This is a genomic window from Agromyces sp. Y575 (assembly GCF_059445445.1).
Map to the genome: position 1 here is coordinate 446,567 of NZ_JCAIUI010000001.1, position 23,295 is coordinate 469,861.

Annotated in this window: 19 protein-coding genes; 7 read left to right on the forward strand and 12 right to left on the reverse strand. The window is 66.7% G+C overall.

Annotated elements, in window-relative coordinates:
* Positions 1 to 73: 73 nt before the first annotated feature.
* The gene (locus AC1C2U_RS02235; protein ID WP_495360091.1) at positions 74 to 1,540 is read left to right on the forward strand and encodes a flotillin family protein; all 1,467 of its coding nucleotides are present in this window, start codon (positions 74 to 76) and stop codon (positions 1,538 to 1,540) included.
* Between the two features lie 179 nt (positions 1,541 to 1,719).
* Here the strand turns inward: AC1C2U_RS02235 and AC1C2U_RS02240 are convergent, their stop codons facing one another.
* From AC1C2U_RS02240 to pcaH, 7 genes are read right to left on the reverse strand one after another with little or no spacing between them, the layout of a single operon-like run.
* Complete coding sequence (locus AC1C2U_RS02240) at positions 1,720 to 2,382, reverse strand: 3-oxoacid CoA-transferase subunit B (protein ID WP_495360092.1); 663 nt, start codon at positions 2,380 to 2,382, stop codon at positions 1,720 to 1,722.
* Entirely contained in the window at positions 2,379 to 3,125 is a 747-nt protein-coding gene (locus tag AC1C2U_RS02245; protein ID WP_495360093.1) for a 3-oxoacid CoA-transferase subunit A, read from the reverse strand. Before AC1C2U_RS02245 ends, AC1C2U_RS02240 begins: the two co-directional genes overlap by 4 nt.
* A complete protein-coding gene (gene pcaC / locus AC1C2U_RS02250; RefSeq protein ID WP_495360094.1) occupies positions 3,122 to 3,538 on the reverse strand; it encodes a 4-carboxymuconolactone decarboxylase in 417 nt (138 codons plus the stop codon). The genes AC1C2U_RS02245 and pcaC overlap by 4 nt, the downstream gene beginning before the upstream one ends.
* Positions 3,535 to 4,314, reverse strand: coding sequence for an alpha/beta fold hydrolase (locus AC1C2U_RS02255; RefSeq protein WP_495360095.1), 780 nt, complete (start codon positions 4,312 to 4,314; stop codon positions 3,535 to 3,537). Before AC1C2U_RS02255 ends, pcaC begins: the two co-directional genes overlap by 4 nt.
* Entirely contained in the window at positions 4,311 to 5,672 is a 1,362-nt protein-coding gene (locus tag AC1C2U_RS02260) for a lyase family protein (protein ID WP_495360096.1), read from the reverse strand. Before AC1C2U_RS02260 ends, AC1C2U_RS02255 begins: the two co-directional genes overlap by 4 nt.
* The gene (pcaG, locus tag AC1C2U_RS02265; protein ID WP_495360097.1) at positions 5,662 to 6,225 is read right to left on the reverse strand and encodes a protocatechuate 3,4-dioxygenase subunit alpha; all 564 of its coding nucleotides are present in this window, start codon (positions 6,223 to 6,225) and stop codon (positions 5,662 to 5,664) included. Before pcaG ends, AC1C2U_RS02260 begins: the two co-directional genes overlap by 11 nt.
* Position 6,226: 1 nt before the next feature.
* Positions 6,227 to 7,036, reverse strand: coding sequence for a protocatechuate 3,4-dioxygenase subunit beta (gene pcaH, locus AC1C2U_RS02270; protein WP_495360098.1), 810 nt, complete (start codon positions 7,034 to 7,036; stop codon positions 6,227 to 6,229).
* Positions 7,037 to 7,149: 113 nt separating this feature from the next.
* On the opposite strand from pcaH, the gene AC1C2U_RS02275 reads away from it, so the two are divergent.
* Both AC1C2U_RS02275 and AC1C2U_RS02280 read left to right on the forward strand, forming a co-directional pair.
* Positions 7,150 to 7,902 (forward strand): IclR family transcriptional regulator, encoded by a 753-nt coding sequence (locus tag AC1C2U_RS02275; RefSeq protein WP_495360099.1) that lies wholly within the window; start codon positions 7,150 to 7,152, stop codon positions 7,900 to 7,902.
* A gap of 111 nt (positions 7,903 to 8,013) precedes the next feature.
* Positions 8,014 to 9,192 (forward strand): 4-hydroxybenzoate 3-monooxygenase, encoded by a 1,179-nt coding sequence (locus AC1C2U_RS02280; protein ID WP_495360100.1) that lies wholly within the window; start codon positions 8,014 to 8,016, stop codon positions 9,190 to 9,192.
* 116 nt (positions 9,193 to 9,308) lie between these two features.
* Here the strand turns inward: AC1C2U_RS02280 and AC1C2U_RS02285 are convergent, their stop codons facing one another.
* The 4 genes from AC1C2U_RS02285 to AC1C2U_RS02300 are packed head-to-tail and all read right to left on the reverse strand — an operon-like array spanning position 9,309 to position 16,188.
* Positions 9,309 to 12,032, reverse strand: a complete 2,724-nt coding sequence (locus tag AC1C2U_RS02285) for a TIM barrel protein (RefSeq protein ID WP_495360101.1) — start codon at positions 12,030 to 12,032, stop codon at positions 9,309 to 9,311.
* A 48-nt stretch (positions 12,033 to 12,080) separates the two neighbouring features.
* Positions 12,081 to 13,844, reverse strand: a complete 1,764-nt coding sequence (locus AC1C2U_RS02290; protein ID WP_495360102.1) for a thiamine pyrophosphate-binding protein — start codon at positions 13,842 to 13,844, stop codon at positions 12,081 to 12,083.
* Positions 13,845 to 13,855: 11 nt separating this feature from the next.
* On the reverse strand, positions 13,856 to 14,740 hold the full coding sequence (locus tag AC1C2U_RS02295; RefSeq protein ID WP_495360103.1) for a citryl-CoA lyase: 885 nt from the start codon (positions 14,738 to 14,740) through the stop codon (positions 13,856 to 13,858).
* The gene (locus tag AC1C2U_RS02300; RefSeq protein WP_495360104.1) at positions 14,737 to 16,188 is read right to left on the reverse strand and encodes an aldehyde dehydrogenase family protein; all 1,452 of its coding nucleotides are present in this window, start codon (positions 16,186 to 16,188) and stop codon (positions 14,737 to 14,739) included. The genes AC1C2U_RS02295 and AC1C2U_RS02300 overlap by 4 nt, the downstream gene beginning before the upstream one ends.
* Positions 16,189 to 16,639: 451 nt before the next feature.
* Between AC1C2U_RS02300 and AC1C2U_RS02305 the strand changes: the two genes are divergently transcribed.
* The 4 genes from AC1C2U_RS02305 to AC1C2U_RS02320 all read left to right on the forward strand — a co-directional run bounded on the left by AC1C2U_RS02305 (position 16,640) and on the right by AC1C2U_RS02320 (position 21,901).
* Positions 16,640 to 19,180, forward strand: coding sequence for an outer membrane protein assembly factor BamB family protein (locus AC1C2U_RS02305; RefSeq protein ID WP_495360105.1), 2,541 nt, complete (start codon positions 16,640 to 16,642; stop codon positions 19,178 to 19,180).
* Positions 19,181 to 19,386: 206 nt separating this feature from the next.
* Complete coding sequence (locus AC1C2U_RS02310; protein ID WP_495360106.1) at positions 19,387 to 20,043, forward strand: TRAP transporter small permease; 657 nt, start codon at positions 19,387 to 19,389, stop codon at positions 20,041 to 20,043.
* Positions 20,044 to 20,046: 3 nt separating this feature from the next.
* Positions 20,047 to 21,327 carry a TRAP transporter large permease gene (locus tag AC1C2U_RS02315; RefSeq protein ID WP_495360107.1) on the forward strand — a complete coding sequence of 427 codons (1,281 nt, stop codon included), beginning with the start codon at positions 20,047 to 20,049 and terminating at the stop codon, positions 21,325 to 21,327.
* 100 nt (positions 21,328 to 21,427) lie between these two features.
* On the forward strand, positions 21,428 to 21,901 hold the full coding sequence (locus AC1C2U_RS02320; RefSeq protein WP_495360108.1) for a type II 3-dehydroquinate dehydratase: 474 nt from the start codon (positions 21,428 to 21,430) through the stop codon (positions 21,899 to 21,901).
* Positions 21,902 to 21,910: 9 nt separating this feature from the next.
* On the opposite strand, the gene AC1C2U_RS02325 is transcribed toward AC1C2U_RS02320, so the two are convergent.
* On the reverse strand, positions 21,911 to 23,272 hold the full coding sequence (locus tag AC1C2U_RS02325; protein WP_495360109.1) for an FAD-dependent oxidoreductase: 1,362 nt from the start codon (positions 23,270 to 23,272) through the stop codon (positions 21,911 to 21,913).
* Positions 23,273 to 23,295: the final 23 nt, after the last annotated feature.

Consider the following 23,295-nt stretch of genomic DNA (forward strand, 5'->3'; position numbering starts at 1 on the left):
TCGGCTGCCCTCGGGTGGCAATCTGCACGCCCATCCACTGCCCCTACCCATCCCTCCTCCTGATAGGAACCCGATGCTCTCCCCCCTGCTGATTCAGGTCATCTCCGTCGTTGCGATCGTCATCGCACTCCTCGCACTGCTCACCTTCATCTCCCGCCGCATCAGGCGTGTGCCGCCGAACGAAGCCCTCGTGATCGTCGGCCGCGGCGCCGGCCGCGCAGCCCCCGAACAGTCGTCGGGGCAACGCGTCGTCATCGGAGGCCGCACCTTCGTCTGGCCGATCCTGCAGCAGGGCTTCGCGATCTCGCTCGAACAGCGTCAGATCGGCATCACCGTCGAGGGCGTCGACAAGAACCGCATCAAGATCGCGATCAAGGCCTCGATCAACTTCAAGGTGAGCGGCACCGAAGACGGGGTGCGGCGTGCTGCGCAGCGCTTCCTCTCGCAGCAGGAGCTGCTGACCGAGATCATCAAGGAGTCGCTCGAAGGATCGCTCCGCTCGATCGTCGGCGACATGACGATCGAACAGATCATCTCCGACCGCAAGAGCCTCTCCGACCGAGTCGTGTCCGAGACGAAGACCGACCTCGTCGAGCAGGGCCTCCAGGTCGACCTGCTGAACATCTCCGACATCTCCACCCCCGGTAGCGAATACCTCGCGAACCTCGGTCGCGCCGAAGCCGCGCGGGCTCGCCAGGTCGCCGAGGTCAGCGAAGCCGAGGCGGCACGGGTGAGCGAGTTCGCGCGCATCGATGCCGCCGAGCAGGTCGCCGAGCGTCAGAAGGCGCTGAGCCTGAAGCAAGCCACGATCAAGGCGGAGACCGACCGGGCCAACGCCGAGGCAAACGCATCCGGCCAGCTCGCCACGGCCGAGCAAGACAAGCTCGTCGCCGTGCAGGAGCGCGACGCGCTCTCCGAGCAGGCGCTCGTGACGCAGGAGCGCCTCGACATCGAGGTTCGCAAGCCGGCTGAGGCCGAGGCGTACGCCGAGGTGCAACGCGCCACAGCCCAGCGCGACGCGGCGAACGCCGCGACCGAAGCTGACGCATACAAGCGCACCAAGATCGCCGAAGCCAACAAGGTCGCGGCCGTGCAAGACGCCGAAGCATCCGCCACCTCCGTGCGCTTCTCAGGCGAGGCCGAGCGCGACCGACAGGTCGCCCTCGCCGCGGGTATCCGTGCCGACGGCGAAGCGCGCGCCGCAGCGGTGCAGGCACAGGGCCTCGCCGATGCTGCAGCGACCGACGCCAAGGCGATCGCCCTCAAGAAGTACGGTGAGGCAGCGCTCGCGCAGGAGATCATCTCGCGCCTGCCCGAAATCGTGCGTGCCGCCGCCGAGCCGATCTCGAATATCAAGAACCTCACGGTCGTCTCGACAGACGGCGCGAGCGCGATCACGAAGACCGTCGGGCAGGTGCTGAGCGAAGGCACGGAGGTCGTGAAGTCACTGACGGGACTCGATGTCGGGTCGATCCTCGCCGGCCTCGCCGGCGGGCAGCTCACGAAGGCCGACAGCGCCACCACGACCGCCACCGAGTAACCTCGGCGCTCTCTCGTAACACGATCGACGAACGAGGGTGTGTGTCGCGCGACGCACACCCTCGCGGCTCGAACCGGCCTTCAGCTCCGGGTTCGTCGGGCTGCACTGCCTTCGGCATCGATCGCCCGCGGCGCATATCGTCGACATACCGAGATCACCACGCGATGTCGGTCACGCGGTCATGACTGCTCCATTTGCGTATCGGATGCCGCGAGAGCGAGCCCGGTCAGCTCCGCAAGCGAGGCGACGGTATTGCCGCCGAACGCCTCCCTCACGGCGAATCCGTTCGGCGTGACGTCGAAGATCGCATGGTCGGTGTAGACCCGTGTGACGCAGCCGACGCCGGTGAGCGGATACGTGCACGCCGCGACGAGTTTGGAGGAGCCGTCTTTCGCGAGCAGATCCGTCATGACGTACACCGACTTCGCGCCGATCGCGAGGTCCATCGCGCCGCCGACCGCGGGGATCGCACCGGGCGCACCGGTCGACCAGTTCGCAAGATCGCCGGACTGCGACACCTGGAACGCCCCGAGCACGCAGACATCGAGGTGCCCGCCGCGCATCATCGCGAAGGAGTCCGCGTGGTGGAAGTACGCGGCTCCCGGCGATGCAGTCACCGGCTGTTTTCCCGCGTTGATCAGATCGGGGTCGATGCGGCCCGCTTCGGGAGCAGAACCCATTCCGAGCAGTCCGTTCTCGGTGTGCAGGATGATCTCGAGGTCGTCGGGCAGATAATTCGCAACGAGCGTCGGTGCTCCGATGCCGAGGTTCACGTAGGAACCCTCGGGGATGTCCGCGGCGATGCGCACCGCGAGCTCGTCACGGGTGATGCGGGCGCTCACTGGGCCTCCTCGCTCGCGGCGAGCGGTCGTCCTTCGATGTCGACGCCGCCGACGAACACCCCATCGTGCACCCACGAGCGGGAGCCGACGGCGACGAGGCGGTTCACGAAGATCCCGGGGGTCACCACGGCCTCGGGGTCGAGTGCCCCCAACTCGACGACATCATCCACCTGGGCGATCGTCGTCGTCGCGGCGGTCGCCATGATCGGGCCGAAGTTGCGCGCTGTCTCGCGATAGACGAGGTTTCCCCATCGGTCGCCCGTCAACGCGGAGATGAGCGCGAAGTCCGCCCTGATCGGATACTCCAGCACATACGCGCGCCCGTCGATCTCCCGGCGCTCTTTGCCCTCGGCGAGCTGTGTGCCGACGCCGGTCGGCGAGAAGAACGCACCGACTCCGGCCCCGGCAGCGCGAATGCGTTCGGCCAGGTTTCCCTGAGGCACGAGGTCCAGTTCGATCTCCCCGGCCCGGTATAGCCCGTCGAACACCCACGAATCGTGCTGCCGCGGGAACGAGCAGATGATCTTGCGCACCCGCTTCGCCGCGAGCAGGGCTGCAAGGCCCGTGTCGCCGTTTCCGGCATTGTTGTTGACGATCGTGAGGTCGGATGCACCGTGGGCGATGAGGGCGTCGATGAGCTCGACGGGCTGACCGGCCCGCCCGAAGCCGCCGATCATCACCGTCGCGCCGTCCGTGATGTCGGCGACCGCGGTGGCGGCGTCGGGAACCCTCTTGTCGATCACCTGCCCTCCCCGGAATCGGATCGAGTGAACACTTCGGCTGCGATGCGGAAAGCGGTGTTCGCGGCCGGAACGCCCGAGTAGACGGCAGACTGCAGGATCACTTCGCGGATCTCGTCGATCGTGAGCCCGTTGCGCAGCGCTCCGCGCAGGTGCATCGCGAGCTCCTCGTGATGACCGTTCGCGATCAGAGACGACAGCACCGCGATCGACCGGGAGCGCCGGTCGAGGCCTGGCCTCGACCAGACGTCACCCCAGGCGACGCGGGTGATGAAGTCCTGCCAGTCCGCGGTGAGTTCGGTGGTGTTCGCGTCTGCGCGGTCGACGTGCGCATCGGAGAGCACCGCACGGCGCACGGCCATGCCCTGTTCGTAGCGCTCCGCGTCAGTGAGCCCTGCACCAGCGGGTCTGGTCATGATGCCTCCTCCTCGGAGTCGAAGAACTCGAGCAATAGCCCCGCGATCGTCGCGGCCTGTTCCGCGGGCGGCAGGTGCGCGGCATCCGCAATTCTGGCGACCCGTCCGGCCTGCACACCGGATGCGATCTCCTTCGCATTCTCCTCGGGCGCTACGGCGTCGTACTCGCCCCAGGCTGCGAGTACCGGCGCGGCGATGTCAGCGAGCCTGCTTCGCACGTCGTAGGCGGCGAGGGCCTCGCAGCAGCGTGCGTAGCTCTCGTCGTCGGCGTCCTGCAGCACGTGCAGGAGTCGCCCGGACAGCTCCGGTTCGCGGGCGATGGAGTCGGGTGCGAACCAGCGTTGCGCGGCGGGGATGAGCAGGCTGGAGGTGCTCTCGGCGCGTACCTTGGCTGCGCGCGCCGCCCAGTCGTCCGGGGTGCCGAGCTGCGCGCCGGAGGCGATGATCGCGGCGCTCAGTACGCGGTCCGGATGCCGGAGCAGGAGCTCCAGTCCGACCGCTCCTCCGAGCGACACGCCGGCGTAGCGGAAGGGTCCTCTGCTCGACACGGCTCGTGCGACGGCATCGGCGAGCTCGCCGACGGTGAACGGCTCCGCCGACGGGGCGGAAGCGCCATGCCCCGGGAGGTCCCAGGTGGTGACCCGATACCGCCGGGCGAGCATCGGGATGCAGTGCTCCCAGAGGATCCCGGAAGTGCCGAGTGATGGCCCGAGAACGAGCAGCGGCGCTCCTTCCGGTCCGACCGGATCGGTCAGCGCGATGTCGGGTGTGGTCACGGCAATTCCTTCTCCGCACTGGCGATCGCCTCGTCGACGAGTGGGCCGGCGAGCCCGGTGTACTGCGCGGGATCGAGCAGCTCGCCGAGGTCGGCGCCGCCCGCCGCTTCCTGCACGAGCGCCGCCAAAGATTCACCGGCACTCCCACGCGCGAGGATGTCCGCCACGCCATCCGCGCCGATGGTCGGCGTGAGACGGATCGACAGTCGTTCCGCGACGATGAGTCCGTCGGTGAGTGCCAGATTGCGGGCGACGGCCTCACGGTTCACCCGGAGTCCGGCGAGCAGATCCGCGGCGGTGCCGCTCGCGCCGCGCGTCAGGCGCAGCAGCTCGCGCAGCGTCGGCCATTCGGCGTGCCACGCACCATCCGGCCGCTCGTCGACGGCGAGTGCCGCGGCGGTGTGCAGCGTGGCTCCCAAGTGCGGTGCGCGGATCGCGGCGGAACGGATCAGGATGGATGCTGCCGGGTTCCGCTTCTGGGGCATCGCGCTGGAGCCGCCGCCGGTGCCCTCCGCCAATTCGCCGATCTCGGTGCGGCTGAGCGTGGCGACGTCAGCGGCGATGGCGCCGAGTGCGTCGTTTACCTGCACGAGCGCATCGGCCAGCTCGGTCACGGGCCAGCGAGTGGTGTGCCAGGGCGCCGCGGGCGCCGCGAGCCGCAGTTCGGACGCGAACGCAGCGGGGAGATCAGCCGCGGCATCCGCCCCGCCGATCTCGACGAAGGATGACAGCGTGCCGCCTGCGCCGCCCAGCTGTGCCGGCAGCCCGGCCACCGCATCGCCGAGCCGTGCGCGGGCTCGCGAGACCGCGCGCAGCCACGTGGCCATCCGCAGTCCGACCGTGGTCGGAACGCCGTGTTGCGTGAGAGTGCGAGCTGCGGCGGCGACGTCTCGCTGAGCTCTGGCGAGCTCGATGAGCCGGCGCTCCGTTCTCACGAGATCCTGCTGGATCCGCTCACCTGCACGGCAAGCGGTGACCATCAGCGCGGAGTCGAGGATGTCCTGGCTCGTCGCACCGCGATGCACCCATGCCGCACCCTCCCCTCCGACTCGCGTGCGAAGCAACGCGACCAAGGGGATCACCGGGTTTCCCCCGGCACGTGCGGCAGTCGCGACCGCGGCGGTGGAGAACAGGAAGGCGTCAGCCGGCCGGGCCGATCCTGTCTCGCCGAGGGCGGCCACGACCTCGGCAACGGCCTGCGCCGGTGCCACCCCGACCGCGCCCCACGCCTTCGCGAGTGCCACTTCGACTGCGACCAGATGCGCGAGGATCACGGCATCCGTCGTGTCCTCTTCGAACTCGACGGTGACAGGTGAGAGCAGGCCGATGTCGAACGGCGTACCCGGTTCAGAAGGCAAGGAAGATGGTCTCCTTCTCCCCCTGCAGCCGGATGTCGTGGTGGAGATATCCGTCGGGGGTGCGCGTTGCGATGAGCGTAGCCCGTTCATCGGCGGGGAGGGTGGCGAGAAGTGCATCGGCGTCGAGGGCGGGCTCGTCGTCGGGCAGGTAGATGCGGGTGTGCAGCTTGTTCGGGAGGCCGCGAGCGTAGACGATCGCGGCGACGAAGGCCGCCGCGCCGTCGGTCGTGGCGCCGGGGTTCCGCGTCCAGAATTCGTAGTGCCCCTCATCGTTCGTGAAGGCGCGCCCGAAGCCCGTGAACGTGTGACCGTCTCGTCGGAACGAACCTCGCGCTCGCGGCACCGAGCCGTCGGCGCCTGGCGAGAAGATCTCCACGAAGGCGTCCGGCACGGGCGATCCGTTGCCGTCGTACACGGTGCCTCCGAGCACGATCGCTCCCGGCGAATGCGGATGCACGAGTTGATTCATCAGCGGGAACTCGACGCCGTAGGCGAAGAAGGGCCCGACGGTCTGCCCCGGTGTCGGTCGGTGCGTTCGTGCGGGTACGGGCACGTCACTCCCCCTCGGGTTCGAACCAGGTGGCATCGAGTCCGTCGACGACGATGTCGAAGCGATACCCCGTCGACCACTCGGGAGAAGTGAGGTCGTGGTCGTAGACGCTGATGAGCGCATCTCGATCCTTCTGCCGCCAGATCGTGTTGTAGATGGGGTCGAGGGCGAACAGCGGGTCGCCCGGGAAATACATCTGGGTCACGAGCCGCTGGGTGAACGACGAACCGAAGATCGAGAAGTGGATATGCGCCGGACGCCACGCGTTCACGTGGTTCTTCCACGGATACGGGCCCGGCTTGATCGTCGTGAAGACGTACTCGCCGTCATCGTTCGTGACGGCCCGCCCGGCACCCGTGAAGTTCGGATCGAGGGGGGCCGGGTGCTGGTCACGCTGATGGATGTAGCGACCGGCGGAGTTGGCCTGCCAGATTTCGATCAGTTGATCCGCCACCGGGCGACCCCAGGAGTCGAGCAGTCGTCCGCGCACGGTCATCCGCTCACCGAGCGGCTCACCGGCGTGCTGGATCGTGAGATCGGACTCGACCACGGCGACGTCGCGCTGACCGAATGCCGGGGAGAGCAGTTCGATCGTCTCCGGGTCGACGAGCTTCGGGTTCTTGGTCGGATGCCGCAGGATGCTGGAGCGATACGGCGGGAAATCGTGCATCGTCGCAGGCAGCCTCTCGCCGGCGGCCTCGCGTTGCTCGTATGCCGCGTGCAGGTCCTGGATCTCCTGAGTGATCCCCCGCTGCGAGGCCTGATCGGATGACTGGAGCGGCGACTCCGGAGCTGCGGTTGCGCGGTCTGACATGGGCCTCCTTCAACACCTCAACGGGCTGTTCACATCCTCCGCCGGATACGGCCGCTACCGAGCCCTACTCCCGATCAATGGGATTCGAACTCGATCTCTGTCATGCTGTCGCTGTGGCCAACTCACCCTCCGGCGACTCCTCGACCGATCGCCTGGTGCGGATCCTGGAGACGTTCACTCCCACCCGAACCGTGCAGACGACCGCCGAGATCGGTCGGCGATCGAGGCTCCCCTCATCCAGTGCCCACCGCATCGTCGCAGAGCTCGTCGAAGCCGGACTCCTCGAGCGCGACGACACTCGGCGCGTGCGCATCGGCATGCGGCTCTGGGAGCTCGCCACACGCTCTTCCGGCGCACTGCGCCTGCGTCAGGCGGCGATGCCGTTCATGGAGCGCGTGCAGGCGAGGGTACGCGAGCACACCCAACTCGCCATTCTCGAGCAAGACGAGGCACTGTTCCTGGAGCGACTCAGCAGCCCGAGCTCCGGCTCGAACATCACCCGGGTCGCCGGTCGGCTGCCGCTGCACGCCTCCAGCTCCGGACTGGTGCTGCTGGCCTTCGCCGACCACGACGTTCAGGACCGCATCCTCGCAGCCCCGCTGACGTCCCTCACCCGCGCGACCCTGTCCGACCCGGCAGCCGTACGGCGCAAGCTCGCGGAGGTGCGTGTACTCGGTCATGCAGTCGCACCCGGCTACATCGAAGAGGTCTCCACCGGCATCGCCGTACCGATTCGGGATGAGACCTCGACGGTCATCGCCGCACTCTCCGTCGTTCTTCCTCGGGGGGCGGAGTCGGAGTACGCGCTCGTGGAGCTGCACCGCGCGGCTCGCGACATCGAGCGGGTACTGGGCTTCCGCCGCTGAGCACGGAATCCCGATGAACGGGATCGTGCCCCGGAACGAGCTGGCGACGTGCACACAATGTGAACCAGCCGCGCGACGGCCCAGTGCCGTCCGCTCGTCGAGGGAGACGCCATGAGCACCACCGTCCGCACGCAGGTCGCCATCGTCGGCGCGGGCCCCGCCGGTCTGGTGCTCTCCCAGCTGCTCGCGGATGCCGAGATTTCTTCGATCGTCATCGACCAGCGCTCCCGCGACGAGATCGAGACGACGATCCGCGCCGGCATCCTCGAACAGGGCACGGTCGACCTCCTCGCCGCCATTGATCCGAACTCGCGCGTTCACACCACCGGCCAGCGGCACGACGGAATCGAGTTGCGATTCCAGGGCGAGGGGCACCGGATCGACTTCCCCGGCCTCGTCGGGCGCAGCGTCTGGCTGTATCCGCAGCACGAGGTGCTCACGGATCTTCTCTCGCTCCGACTGGGAGCAGGACAGGATCTCCGCTTCGGCGTCACAGCGACGCACATCGAGGGTGTCGAGGGCGACCGACCGCGCGTCATCGCGACCGACGCGAACGGCGGCGTCCTCGAGCTCGACGCCGACTTCGTCGTCGGGGCCGACGGCTCGCGCAGCGTCGTCCGCGCAGCCGTCACGGGCTCTGCGACCGGCGGATACTTCCGCGAGTACCCGTTCGCCTGGTTCGGCATCCTCTGCGAGGCGCCGCCGAGCTCTCACGAACTCATCTACAGCAATTCGGATGCCGGTTTCGCACTCATCAGCCAGCGCAGCTCCGAAGTGCAGCGGATGTACTTCCAGTGCGATCCCGACGCCGACCCGAGCGCGATGAGCGAGACGGAGATCTGGGAGACGCTGCAGGAACGAGTACCGGGTTCGACGTTGACCGAGGGCCCGATCTTCCAACGCGATGTGCTCCGCTTCCGCAGCTTCGTCGCCCACGAGCTCCGCCACGGCCGCGCTGCACTCGTCGGCGATGCCGCGCACACGGTTCCGCCGACCGGCGCGAAGGGCATGAACCTCGCCGTGGCCGACGTCATCGTGCTCGCCGAGGCTCTGCGCCCCCTGCTCCGCGAAAATGACTCCCGCCTCATCGACGACTATGCCGAACTCGCCCTGAAGCGCATCTGGAAGGCGCAACACTTCTCCTGGTGGATGACGAACATGCTCCATATCGCACCGGATGCAGCCGACTTCGACCGGCGCCGTCAGCTCGGCGAGCTGCGCTCCGTCGTCGAGTCGGAAGCCGGCCGCACCTACCTTGCGGAGGCGTACACGGGATGGCCGGTCAGGTGACTCGGTAGGCGATGTATCGCACCATGGAGGCGTGCCGCTCGGCGACGGCGATGTCCACCGATTTCTCGAAGTCGCGTGGACGGTTGCCACTCAATGGGACCCCGCACTCCACACCCTCAGCTGACCAGGTGAGCCGCGTCGAGATGACGGCGGGCCGCGACGATCGCAAGGCGGGCGTGCTCCTTCGCACCGACCTGCGCCACGAGCATCGCGCGCGGGATCTCCAGCGCGAACGGAATGCCCGCCGGCAAGGCCGCGAGGATGCCGAGCATGTCGATCTCGCCCTCGCCGGGAAAGAGCCGCTCGAAGCGTGCGGTGTGAATCAATCCTGCCGTGGTGGTGGGAATCCCTCCTGGGGCGTCGCACACGTGGGCGTAGTGGAACCACTCGGGCGGGAGCTCGCGCAAGTCGTCCACGCTGGATCCCGACCGGGCGAAGTGCAGGAGGTCGATGAGCATCCCTGCGTTGGGTTGGTCTGCCGTTCGCAGGACCCGGGTGGCCTCGGTCAGGTTCGGGGTTTCCGTCCATGACGGAAACTCCAGGTCGATGGTCAAGCCGAGAGGCAGGGCCAACTGGCACAGCTCGGTGAATCGATCAGATTTGCGTGAGAAATCCGAGTCCGGCAGTTGCGTGATGACGTGACGCGCTCCGAGCTCGGCGCCGGCCTCCAGGAAGCGCAGATAGTCGCGCGGATTGTCTCCGGAGGTCATCCGCGCGAGCTCGATGTCGAGCACTTCGATGCCGGTCGCGGCGAGGTGTGTCTTGGTAGCGCGCATCAATGCCGGGTCGTATGCCAGAGGGTAGTAGGGCTCCTGCGCCGTGACCTTGGTCATCCGCAGGCCCACATAGCGGTAGCCAGCCGCGGCGGCGGCATCGACCAGCTCGGGAGGTGACAGGCTCAGAGCGGTCAGGTGGGCGAGCGAGTAGTGGTGCCGGTGTTTGGATGAGGATTCATCCGGCGCGCTCGCCATCATGCGCAGCCGCTGACGACGGTGCGCGGCCATGCGCAACGGAACACTGTGGGGGTCACCGAAGCCGTCATAACCGTTGATGCGCTGTGCCACCTCGAAGAACACGCGCGAACCCAGCATCTCGGTGAAGAAGTGCAGGAACTCTCCACCACGCTCGTCGCGGTCGTACAGGATCGAGTTCTCACGAAGAAGGTCGACGAACTCGGCCTGCAGGGAGAAGCGGGCGTCGAGATTGTCGTAGTAGTTGTCCGGGATCTCGAGGATCGGTGCCCCGCGCTCACGCATGATCTTCGCGCAAGCGATCGCGTCATCCGTGGCGAACGCGACGAGTTGCGGGCTCGACACACCGGGCGCCCAATCGCCACGCCGCAGCGGAGTGGTGCTCAACGTGATGCGCACGCCTCCGCTGGGATCGCTTGCCGACCAGTTTCGGATGAGACCGAAGGGAGCGGTGACTTCCGTGGACTCCCCGGGTACGAGGCCGAGGACGGCGCGGAAGAACAACGTGGACTGATCGAAGTCGTCGATCGACTCGGTGATCGACACATGATCGATCTCCCCGAGGAGTGGGGACGGGCGAGCCGCTGTTCCGGTCGGCTTGAAGTCGTCGAGCCACTGACGCCGACCTGCGGAATCGCAGAAGAACAGCGCAGTGCCGTCCGGCGTGGCCACGGAGCTCAGGTCGGTCTCATCAGGTCCGCGAGGTCGGGCAAGCTTCGGCGCCAACAGCTTCTGCGCCCGTTGCATCGAAGCAGTCGCGTCCGCACTCTCGACCGCGAGCGCACAGATCGATGCAGTGGCCGGGTCGATCGATCGCTCCGGGGCGAGGTTGAGCAGGAGCCGAGCACCGCCCTGCTCCCACAACTGCACCGGCTTGGAACGGTGCTGCCCGGCATGGGAGAACCCGAGGGCGTCGAGGACACGTGAAACCAAGGGGGCGGACACCTCATCCACAGCGAGCTCCGCGAACGCGAAGCCCGCAAGCCGAGGAGCCGGCGTCACGTCGCCGTGAGAGAACTGCTGGAGAACATCGCCCGAGCCGCGTGCGGCTACCGCCTCTGCGAGCGCAAGCATCGAGCGCATCGCGTCGGTGGCGGCGTGTCTGGGATCTTCCTGCTGGTAGACGTCATTGAACACCTCGAGAGCGATCGGGCCGGCGTATCCCATGGTCAGGATCTGACCGAGGAAACCCGCGACGTCGAGTGAGCCCTGTCCGGGGAACATCCGGTAATGAAGGCTCCACTCGCGGACATCCATATTCAATCGGGGTGCATCGGCGAGCTGGACGTGGAACACCTTGTCGATGTCCATCTGCGCGATGACGCCGGGATCGTTGTCCACCGAGAGAACATGGAAGCTGTCGAGACACAGACCGAGCGCGGGGTGGTCGACTCGTTGAACGATGCGCCAGGCGTCCTCGTGCGTACGAACACGTCCCCAAGGCACGGCTTCGTACGCGAGCCGCAGCCCGCGTTGCTCGGCGCGCTCTGCAATGGCGTGCAGCTGCTCCGCCGTGAGATCGTCGTCGTCGAGTCCCCTCGCGGTCCTGGCCGAGCAGCACACCAGGACGCGCGCACCGAGCTCGGACAGCAAGTCGAACGTCCGCTCCGCGCGACGCAAGCTGGCGCCGAACAGCTCGGGCGGAACCGTCTCGACGTGAAACGGCTGATACACCTCGACCGACAGACCGAGGCCCGCAGCCTCCTCGGCCAGACGGCGAGGCGACCACGGCGACATGACGAGGTCGTACTCGAGCATCTCCACGCCGGCGAAGCCGGCGGCGGCGGCGGCGCGCAGTTTGTCCTCGAGCGTGCCGGACAAGCACACGGTCGAGATGGAGACGTTCTGCGCACCAGGTACGACGTTCATGAGCGGACCGCCTAACGGATCAATGAGTCGTTCTTGTGCCCGCGGAGGTCATTGCGTCGCGACGTGCTCGATCGTTTCGCCCGGCGAGTAGATGTCCAGGATGTTCCAGTGGCCGGTCGTCGGCGTCGGCACGTTCACCATCGACACGTCGATCACGACCGGACTGCCGAGCGCGATCGCCCGCTGGAGGGCGGGCTTGAACTCCGCAGCCGAATCGACCCTGATGCCGGTGACCCCGTACGCTTCCGCGATCGCCGCGAAGTCCGTGTACATGGGATCGTCAGCGTTGCCGAAGACGGTCCCGTAAGTGGTGTCGAAGGCGGCCTTCTCGAGTCCTGCGATGGTGCCGAAGGCGTTGTTGTTCATCACGACCCAGACGACGGCGACACCCTGCTCGCGCGCCGTGGCGAGCACCGCGGGGTTCTGTCCGAAGCCACCGTCCCCCACGAGAGAGACGACGACGCGATCCGGGTGGGCGATCTTGGCGCCGACGGCGGCCGGCGCGCCGAAACCCATGGTCGCGAAGCCGCCCGGTGTGAGGAACGTGCCTGGGGTGAGGATGTCGAACTGCTGACCGACCCCGTTCTTGTTCCAGCCCACATCCGTGGTGATGATCGCGTCGCGCGGCAGCACCTCCCGAGTCTCGGAGAGGATACGCTCGGGCCGCATGGGCCATGCGTCGGAGACCTGGGCATCCGCGTTCTGGAGCTTCATCGCCGCGCGGTTCCCCGCGATCTGTGCGAGCAGCTCGGTGCGCTGCAGACCTGCCGGGGCGAGGCGCCGCGCGACCCGGATGAGCACGGTCAGCGCGGACTTGAGGTCTGCCAGTGCGCCGATCTCGAGCGGGTAGTTGCGCCCCAGCTCGGCAGGATCGATGTCGATCTGCATGAGCTTCGTAGCCGGGATGTCGAAGGTGTACTCGGTGTACCACGAGCTCGAGTCGGCTTCCGCGAATCGGGTGCCGAGTGCGAGGATCCAGTCGGCGGTTCGCGTCGTCTCGTTGGTGAACGCCGTCCCCCAGAATCCCGTCATGCCCAGGACCAGGGGGTTATCGTCGGGCACTGCGCCCTTGCCCATGAGGCTGTGCGCGATGGGCAGCGACAGCAGGCCGGCGAACTCGGCGAGCTCGGCGGCCGCGTCCGCCGCGACGATGCCGCCGCCGACGTAGAGCACGGGCTTCTTGGCAGCAAGCAGGCTCCGCACGATCTGCTCGGCGACCGCCTCATCGAGGCTGGGCCTCGCGAGCGAGCGGGTGTTGCCGACCACCTTGTCGAACAGTGCGATATCGACCTCCGCTGAGAACACGTCCATGGGCACGTCGACGAGAACGGGCCCGGGGCGGCCGCTCGCCGCAAGGGTGAACGCCTTGTCCAGCACCTCGGCGATGAGGTGCGGCCGATCGACGCGCCACGCACGCTTGACGAACGGCCGATAGATCTCGTACTGGGCCGCATCGGCGTGGAGATTGATCTCCTGATGCGGGTGCTTCCCGAAGTAATGCGTCGGCACGTCGCCCGCGATGACGACCATCGGGATCGAGTCGAGCGCGGCGTTCGCCACTCCCGTTGCGGCATTCGTCAGCCCAGGGCCGAGGTGCGTGAGTACGACTCCTGTCCGCTTGGTCGCCCGTGCGTAGCCGTCCGCAGCGTGGGCGGCGATCTGCTCGTGACGCACGTTCACGAAGGAGATCCGGTCGCTCTTCTCGAGGGCTGCGAGCAGCGCGATGTTCGTATGCCCGCACAACCCGAAGACATGCTCGACCTCGCGCGCTTCCAGATAACGGACGATCTGGTTGGACACCAGGTCCTTCATTGCGATCTCCTTCATTCGTCGCGGGTGTTCGGAACGGGTCGGCGTGCAGGACCCGTGTAGGTGTATCCGATGGATTTCGGCATTGGCCCCTTGATGCGGCCTCCCTGCGTCATCTGCTCGATGGCGTGAGCGAGGATGCCGACGGAGCGGGCGAGGATGAAGACACCGCGACCGAGTTCGGGGGCCAGACCGAGTTCGCAGTAGATGACGGCCGTCACTCCGTCGACGTTCATGGGAACTCGCTTGGGCTTTCCCGCGCTGATCGCGTCCTCGACGGCGCGTCCGATCTCCGCGAAGCGGCCGTCCACGACGCCCTCCGCCGCTGCGGCGTCGACGAGCGACAGCAGACGCGGCGTACGCGGATCGAGCGGATGGAATCGGTGGCCGAACCCGGGGAAGTACCTGACGCCTGCATCGCGGTGTCGTTGGAGGACGACGCGAGCCGCCTCTTCGAGATCACCGACTCGCGCGAGTTCGGCGTCGATCTCGAGGTACAACTCCATGCACTGCTGGCCGGGACCGCCATGGATGTCGTCGAGGACGTTGATCGCCGAAGCCATCGCGCCGTTGACGGGCGTGCCGCAAGTCGTCGCCATTCGGGCAATCGCGATCGACGGCGCTTGCGGCCCGTGGTCGACGGACGCCACGAGTGCTGCCTCGAAGAGGGTCGCCTGCGCCTTCGACGGCAGCTCGCCGCGCAGCATGAGCCAGATGGTGTCGACGAAGCCGACGTTGCCGATGAGGTCCTGAATGGGATACCCGCGCAGCGCGATCGCGCCCGGGCGGACGTCGATGATCTCCGTCTGCCACCATCGCCGTGCTTCGTCGACGAGCTCTTCCGGCGACACTCCGGTCATCGGCTCGTTCTCCTTACCGAGGTCGATGGGTGTGCTCACGGCGCCGCAGCCAATGTCGCGTCCGCCGATTCGAGCGCAGCGTCGTAGAAGTCTCCGAACAGCTCCTCGTCGGATGGCCGGTCCTCCGCGATGGTGCGCGAGACCCATGTCGTGTTCAGGTAATGGCGAAGGGAGATGTTCTCGGAGGTGATGTTGCCTCCCCAAGTACCGCATCCCATCGACGAGGTCATCGGCATCCCATTCGTGAAGGATCCCGCGTTCGCTTTGGAGTTCGGCTGGCGAACCATGATGCGCGAGACCGGCATATGCCGCGCGAAGTAGTCGATGTGCGCGTCGTCGGTGGAGGCGATGCCGCAGGAGTGGCCCTTGCCACCGATGTCGTAGAGCCGCTTTGCGAGTTCGACGCCATCCTCGAAACTGCCCTCGTAGGGGTGGACCGCCATCAGGGTCGTGAGCTTCTCCTTGCAGAACTGCCTGTCGTCGCCGATGCCGTCGCCCTCGACCAGGATGAACCTGCTGTGCGACGGGATGTCGAATCCCGCCGCCCTCGCGAGCGCCTGTGGCGATACGGCGACGGTGTCTGGCAGACGGTGCCCTTCCTCGTCCCACATCACCGACTGCAGCGCCGCGCGCTCGTCCGAGGTGGCGAGATACCCGCCTTCGCCCTGGAGTGCTTCGAGCATCTCCCGATATCTCGCCGCCGGCACCAGGACGTTCCCATCCGCCGAACAGCCCGAGCCGAAGTCCGACGTCTTCGACATCATGCAGTTGCGTGCCGTCTCCTGAATGTCCGCGGTCTCGTCGACGAACTCGGTTGCGTTGCCCGCCCCCACCCCGTAAGCGGGCGTTCCGGAGCTGTAGGCCGCTCGGACCAGCCCCTGGCCGCCCGTGGCGATCACGAGGTCCGAGCGGCGCATGACCTCCTGCGACGCTGCGAGACTCGGAAGAGTGATGCACTGCAGAATGTCGGCCGGAGCACCCTCAGCTTCCAGCACCTCTCGCATGAGCCTGACGGTCTCGAGGGTCGTGTGCTTCGAGCGCGGGTGCGGAGAGAAGACGACCACGTCGCGCGCCTTGATGGCGTAGATGGCGTTGCCGGCGGGCGTCAGGTCCGGGTTGGTCGTCGGGACGACGCATCCGATGACCCCGACCGGCTTTCCGTACTTGACGAGTCCCTTCTCGGCGTCCTCCTCGATGATGCCCACCGAAGGACTCCGGAGCGCGTCACGAAGGACGCCGCGAATCTTCATGCGTTTGTTCATGCGACTGTCGAAGTCGCCGAGGCCGGACTCTTTGATTCCCATCCCGACCAGCCGATGGAATGCTGAGCGATTCGCGACCGCCCACGCGACCGCCTGGATCAAGCGGTCGACGCGGTCCTGGTCATAGGTCTCGATGATTGCGAGCGCCGCCCGGGCGCGGGCGAACACGTCGTCGAGCTCCTGCTCCTGCTCCGGCGACAGGGATTTGGGTGCGGCAGTGGCCATGAAAACTCCGTCTTGAGCGTTGGTGGGGACTGCCGCATGTTAGGCACACGCCGTCGTCGTCGACAAAGCGTGTCCCATTGGGCAGAAATGATCCGATGGCTGTGCCCGCGTCACGACGGGAGTTGTGCCACTCGATGGATCGTGTACTTGCCCCCGAACGGGGGTCGGCGATAGCGTCCTCAGCGCTGACCGGGTTCACCGATCGCAATGTCGGGCGGGCTGGCGGCACCCCCAGAACGACGTCGGGCGCGCGTGAGCTCATCCGCCGTCGGATCAACGACGATCAAGGAGCCAAGGGATGCGCACACGACTGACTACGAGGTTGGGCGTCGCGGGGATCGGGGCACTGGTTGTGCTCGCGATGGTCGCTTCACCTGCCCATGGAATGGCGGGACCGGCCGAACCGGTCCCGCCCATCGGGTTGACGGGCTTGGAACCGACGGGCGCGGACATGCCGACCGTCGGCGGGAACCTCGGCAATCAACACTACTCGGGGTTGACGGAGATCCGGAAACGCAACGTCGACCGCCTCGCACCGGCATGGCGAACTCATGTGTCGGCCGTCGCGCCCGCCTCCGATGATGTGGGTCAGCAGACGACCCCAATCGTCGTCGACGGCGTGATCTTCCTCGATACGCCGAGCGGCGGCGTGATCGCCGTCGACGGTGCGAGCGGTGATCCCGTCTGGAAGTGGGAGAACGACGTCTACGGCATGTCGGGCACTCGCCGTGGCGTCTCGGCCGGTGACGGCAAGATCTTCACACTTGCAGGCGACAACCACGTCGTCGCCCTCGACGAGGCCACCGGCCAGGAGATCTGGGCGGCGCAGCCCGTCGGCCCGGGGGGTGAGGATCTGGGACGGGTCGGAAAAGTCGCGACCGTGTACTACAACGGAATCGTCTACGCCCACGCTGCGGACGGCGACCGCGGCGCCGTCGTCGCGCTCGACGCGACCGACGGGTCTTATCTGTGGCACTTCTTCGGCGGACCGAAGCGGGGCCAGGAGTTCACCGGAGTCGACGGCGTGACGTTCGATGCGTCGGCGACGTGGGGTCCGGTGCTCCCCGATGGCACCGACTGCGCTGAGGAAGGCGGTGCGACGTCATGGATGCACGGCGCTGTGGACGCTGAACTCGGCATGTACTACATGACCTTCGGCAACGCCCGCAGCTGCGCGTCCTCGCAGAACGGGTCCCTCCGCCCCGGAGACAACCTCTTCTCGAGCACGATGGTGGCCGTCGATGCCACGACGGGCGAGTACAAGTGGCACCACCAGTCCATTCGCCACGACGTCTGGGACATGGACAACGTGCACCCGCCGACACTGGCCGACATCGAGATCGGGGGCGAGGAGCGAAAGGTCGTCTTCTACGGCAGCAAGTCGGGGCACCAGTTCGTGCTCGACCGCACGAACGGCGAACCGGTGCTTCCCGTGATCGACAAGCCCATGATCACCGACTCGCGCCAGAACCACGCCCTGACCCAGCCTTTCCCCGAGACACGGCTCCTGCCGGAATGCATCGTGTGGGACAAGCTCGACCCGGAGAACATCCCCGGCGATCCCTGGCGTGGCGTGCCGAACTACAACGGCTACCAGGCCGACGCCGAGGGCAACCTGGTCTTCAACCCCGACAGCTACGTCGCGGTTGACGAGCCGTTCCTCACCTTCCCCGACGGGCACTCGTCGGGGCACCGTGAGGGTTGTATGTACGACCCTCAATGGGATGCGCCGATCCTCTCGACCACCAGCCAGAACGGCGGCGGCGACTGGTCGAACCACTCGTACAGTCACAGCACGAATCTCGTCTACTTCCCGTACGGAACGAACCCGGTGGCTCACTACAACGGCGCCTCCGCCAACGGCCTGCGGGCCATCGGGCAGTACCAGACCGGCGGCATCCTCGCGTACGACGCGTCGACCGGTGAAGTCGCGTGGCGCAACCATCTCGGCACGGACATGTCGCACGGCCAAGGACCGCTGACGACCGCATCAGACCTGCTCTTCGTCGGACAGATCGACGGGGAGTTGCTGGCGATGGATGCCGCTGACGGCGACGTGCTCTGGAACTTCCAGACGGGCTCGGGCATCGCATCCGCGCCGGTCACCTACGAGGTCGACGGCGAACAGTACGTCGCCGTGTTCGCCGCAGGGTCGACCAACCCCTACGGCGGATCGGTCACTCAAGGCGACTCGCTCTGGGCGTTCAAACTCGGTGGCACCTACACGACCGAGTCGGGAAGCCAAGAGGGACCGGACACGGCTCCGCTGTCGATCCGTCGTCCGGTGGGCGGCGCTGCTGTCGCTGGCGAGACGGTCGACAACACCGTGCTGCTCGCACGCTCCAACCGCACCGCCGACACCGCTGCGGCGCGCGACAGCGTGTCGCAGAACGGGATGCAGCCCACGCATCTGCGAGTGCCGGTCGGTACGACGGTGACGTTCAGCAATCCGGGGGCCGAGACGTTCCCGAACTTCCCGAACCTGAAGCCGCACTGCGCGACGCAGTTCTTCGAGGGTGAGTTCAACGTCGAGCTGCAGCCAGGAGAGACCTACCAGCACACGTTCGACCGTGCCGGCGAGTACTACTTCAATGACTGCACTGATCCGCGGCCGACCGGCAAGATCGAGGTCTACCTGGAGCCACAGGATCAGCTGGGCGCGCTGAGGTTCACACCTGCCCGGCTCGACCTCGGCTCGGGGACGGGCCTGTTCACCGGCGTGAACCGCAAGATCTCGGCACACTTCGAGCTGCCGCCGGGATACGAGTACGAGAGCGGCGCAGTCCTGGTCACTCCGCTCTCGACGACTCCGATCCCGGCCTCGAAGGTGACGGCCAACAAGAACCGGATCATCGTCAAGTTCGACGCCGCCGACCTCGACAACAACGTGCCGACCGGAGAGGTGACCTTGACCCTGCGGGTCAACGTCCTCAACTCTGAGGCCGTTCAGGAGCAGCTCACGTCGAGTGCGACCGTGACCGTCGTCAAGTAGTCGATTCCGACGCACCACCGATCCGTCTCCGTCGAATTCGACGGGGGCGGATCGGTGCGTGCAGCGTGTGTCCCATTCGGCGAGACTCGACTTTGCACGCACAGGATCGCAGACCAGAGTCTCAGGGGCAGCGATGTGCGCGAGCACGCTCGGCCCGCATCAACAGAGAGGTTGACAATGCACCCTGACACCGTGGCGGTGACGCCGTGACCGACAAGGAACGTGGGTCCGACCCTGAGGAGGGCCGGTCCGCTGAGCCCGAGAAGGCTGCCCCCAAGGCCTCGGAGGCCGCCCTCGGCGAATCCATCTATCTTCACACCGACACCTTCTATGCGGGGCCCGAACTCAACACGGGCGTTCCGGCCGACCCCTTGTTCATCCGCGTGCTCTCCCGGATCGAGATCACGATCGGCGTTGCGCTCTTCGCCCTCATCGTCTTCGGCGTCATGTATCAGGTGCTCGGCCGCTACTTCCCGTCGATCAGCTGGGTCGGCGCGGGTGAAGTCGCACTCATGTCGATGATCACCATGACCTTCATCACGACCGGATACCTCGTGGGTCGTAACGGCCATATCGTGCTCGAGATCTTCGACGAGCTGCTTTCCGGAAGGCGGCTCTTCGTTGTGCTGCGGGTCATCTCGGCGGTCATCATGGTCGCCACGAGTCTCGCCCTCGCATACGAGGCATTCGTCAAAATTGAGACGGAATGGGGCAGACTCAGCGCCGCGATGCATATGCCGATCGGCGTGCTGTACCTCTTCGCGCTGGTCGGCTTCGCGTCGGCCGCGATCCACTCCATCTTTAAGATCCCGTTTGCGAACCGCCCGGAGCGCAAGCTCGACATCGGCGAGATGGAAGGCTGACCCTTGGACCTCTGGCTCTACATCCTGCTGTTCGTCATCTTCCTCCTACTCCGGGTGCCCGTCGCGTTCGCGATGATCGCGGCGAGCATGCTGTACTTCTACAGCCAGGGCCTCTCCGCGGGTTACGCGATCTCGTCCGTCGTGAACGGGATCAACAGCTTCCCGCTGCTCGCAGTCCCGCTGTTCATCTTCGTCGGCACCATCGCCAACCATCTCGGCATCGCCACGCGGCTGTACGACCTTGCACGGTCGCTCCTGCCGCGGCTGCCGGGCAATCTCGCCTACGTGAACCTCGGCACCGCGATCGGCTTCTCCTGGATCAGCGGCTCCGCGCTCGCGGACGCTGCGTCGACGAGCAAGGTCCAGATCCCCCAGATGCTCAAGTCCGGCTACCCGTACGGGTTCTCGGCAGGCCTCACGGCATCGGGCTCGCTCATGAGCACCGTCATGCCGCCGAGCATTCCTGCCGTGCTCTTCGCGGCGACCGCATCGATCTCGACCGGTGCCCTGTTCGCAGGCTCGATCATCCCGGCCATGCTCATGGCGCTCGGACTGGGCGCATACGTCTTCTTCTGGGTGCGGCGCCACCCCGACATCGCGGTCAGCCAGCCGTTCGTCGGATCGATGCTCGCCAAGGCGGCCGTGCGAGTGATCGGACCGGCGATGCTGCCCGTGATCATCCTCGGCGGCATCTTCAGCGGATGGTTCACCCCCACCGAGAGCGCCGGCATCGCGGCGGTCTACATGCTCGTCCTGGGTGCGATCTACCGCACCCTGACCTGGCGGGTGTTCTGGAAGGCGGCCACGGAGACAGTCGTCGTCTCCGCTGGGATCCTCCTGATCCTCGGCGCGTCGAACCTCATGGGTCAGGTGCTCGCTCGCGAGCAGGTATCCCGCGCGCTGGGCGAGTGGCTCACAGGCTTCACCGACAACCCGATCGTGTTCCTGCTGATGCTCAACGTGCTCCTGATCCTGCTCGGCATCCCCCTCGAGGCTCCGCCGGTGATCCTGGTGCTCGTGCCGATCCTCATGCCGATCGTCGCGCAGTTCGGTATTGATCCGGTGCAGCTGGGCGTCATCATGATCCTCAACCTGATGATCGGATCGCTGACACCACCGGTCGGTGCAGTGCTGTTCGTCGTCGGCTCGATCACTCGCAGACCCATGGGCGAGCTGTTCCGTGGAATCCTGCCCTTCCTGATCCCGCTCGGAGTCGTTCTGCTGCTCCTGACACTGTTCCCAGTGATCGTCACGAGTCTGCCGACGCTGCTCGGCCTCATGTAGCCGGGCCCCAGTCTCCGATGGCCCCGCGACGCTCGTGTCCCTCCCCCACCGTCGCGGGGTCATCGGACGAACACGTCGGTTGCGACTGAAAGGCATTCCTATGGCCAGAGACCTCTTCGTGCTGAACGGCTCGAATCTGAACATGCTCGGTCTGCGCCAGCCCGAGCTGTATGGCACCACGACGTTGGACGACGTGCGCCGCGACTGCGAGCGAGTTGCGCGCGAGCTGGGGTTCGACCTCTTCTTCGCGCAATCCAACGCGGAGCACGAAGTCGTCGAGTGGGTGCACGAGGCCTTTCGCCGGCAAGCGATCGTGGTGATCAACCCAGCGGGCTTCAGTTTCCAGTCCGTGCCGCTCCTCGATGCGCTCAGGATGCTCACCGCTCCGGTCATCGAGGTGCACATCACGAACATCCATGCTCGCGAGGCCGTCTACCACCACTCCCTGATCTCCTCGGTCGCGCGCGTGGTGATCGCAGGCGCCGGCGCGTATGGGTACGAACTGGGGATCCGCGCCGCCGGCCGGTTGGCGGCCGAGGGCATCCGGGATTCGGACAACCACGAAGAGCTGTGATGCGACGGGTCAGCCTTGAGCGATCGCGTCGGCGGCCTCGAACCCGAACACCAGCGCCTTCGTGAGCGCTGTTCCCGTCATGTAGGACGCCCCATGGAAGCCGCCGACGACCTCCCCCGCGGCGTAGAGCCCCTCGATGCGACTTCCGTCGACCCGCTTCACCGAGCTGTCCGCTGCGACGCTGAGTCCGCCATACGTCGAGGTCATCGCGGTCACCGCGGCGTACGCGTAGAACGGTCCGGTTGCCACTGGCACCAGCGCGCCCACCCCGTTCACGAGACCCGTCCGGCCGAATGGGTCCTCATGGCGACCCGATACGCTCTCGTTGTAGTGCGCGACCGTGCGTTCGAGCCTTTCCGGCGGGATTCCGAGTTCGCGCCCGAGCGCCGCAATCGTGGGTGCGCTCACGAAGTGCCCGAGCTCCTCGAGGCGCTCCATGTCCGAGAGCGGAACGCCGGGCTTCGAACGGGCCCGCACGACGGAGTCGAAGATCTGGAAGGCCGTCCGCCCCGGCTGGCTCAGCACCGCAGACCCGAGGACCTTGTACGACTCCGACTCGTCCGCGAAGCGCTCCCCGCGAGAGTTCACGAGGATCGCCCCGAGGTAATTGGCGGTCAGCAGCTCGTGCTCGTCGTCCGTCGTTTCCGCGTGCTGCCCGTAGGTGCCGGTGACGTGCCCGATGTCGGCCAGTCCAGCACCGAGCATCCAGGCCATTCGAAGCCCGTCGCCCGTGTTACCGACACCGCCGTACGGCATGGCCGCAGCCTGATCGGGCACGAAGAGCTCGAGCAGTTCGTGCGAGCGCGAGAATCCCCCACTGGCGAGGACGACTCCCGAGCCTGCGATGAGGGCTCCGCTCTCGGACGTGATGCCCGCCACTCTGGATCCATCCGTGACAAGGCCGCCGGCCGCGTGTCCGGGGAGGATTGCGGCACCCGCGGCGACCGCCTCGTACTCGAGATGCGCGAGCAGATCGCCGATGCGAATCAGATGTGCCCGTGCGACCGTCATCCCTGCACTGACCTTGAGTTCGTCGGTCCACGCCCCAGCATGATCGATCGCGGCAACCGCGTTCGCTTGCCGGTCGACGAGCGCCCGCATCAGCACCTCGTCGGCGAAGCCTCCGCCAGTCTCCAGCATGTCCACGAGGAAGAGGTCGCCGGAGTCCTCGACGCCTGCTCGGCGCTGGAGCGTCGTGCCGGACAGTGCGAACCATCCTCCGCTCATCGCGGAGCTGCCGCCCAGCCGATCGCGCTTCTCAACAAGGGCGACGCTCAGTCCGTGCGCGGCGAGACGCTGCGTCGCCGCCAGGCCCGCGAGTCCTCCCCCGATGACGATCGCGTCGAATACCCGACCATCCAGCTTCGTCATCGCCGGCCCTCCTCGTCATGTGC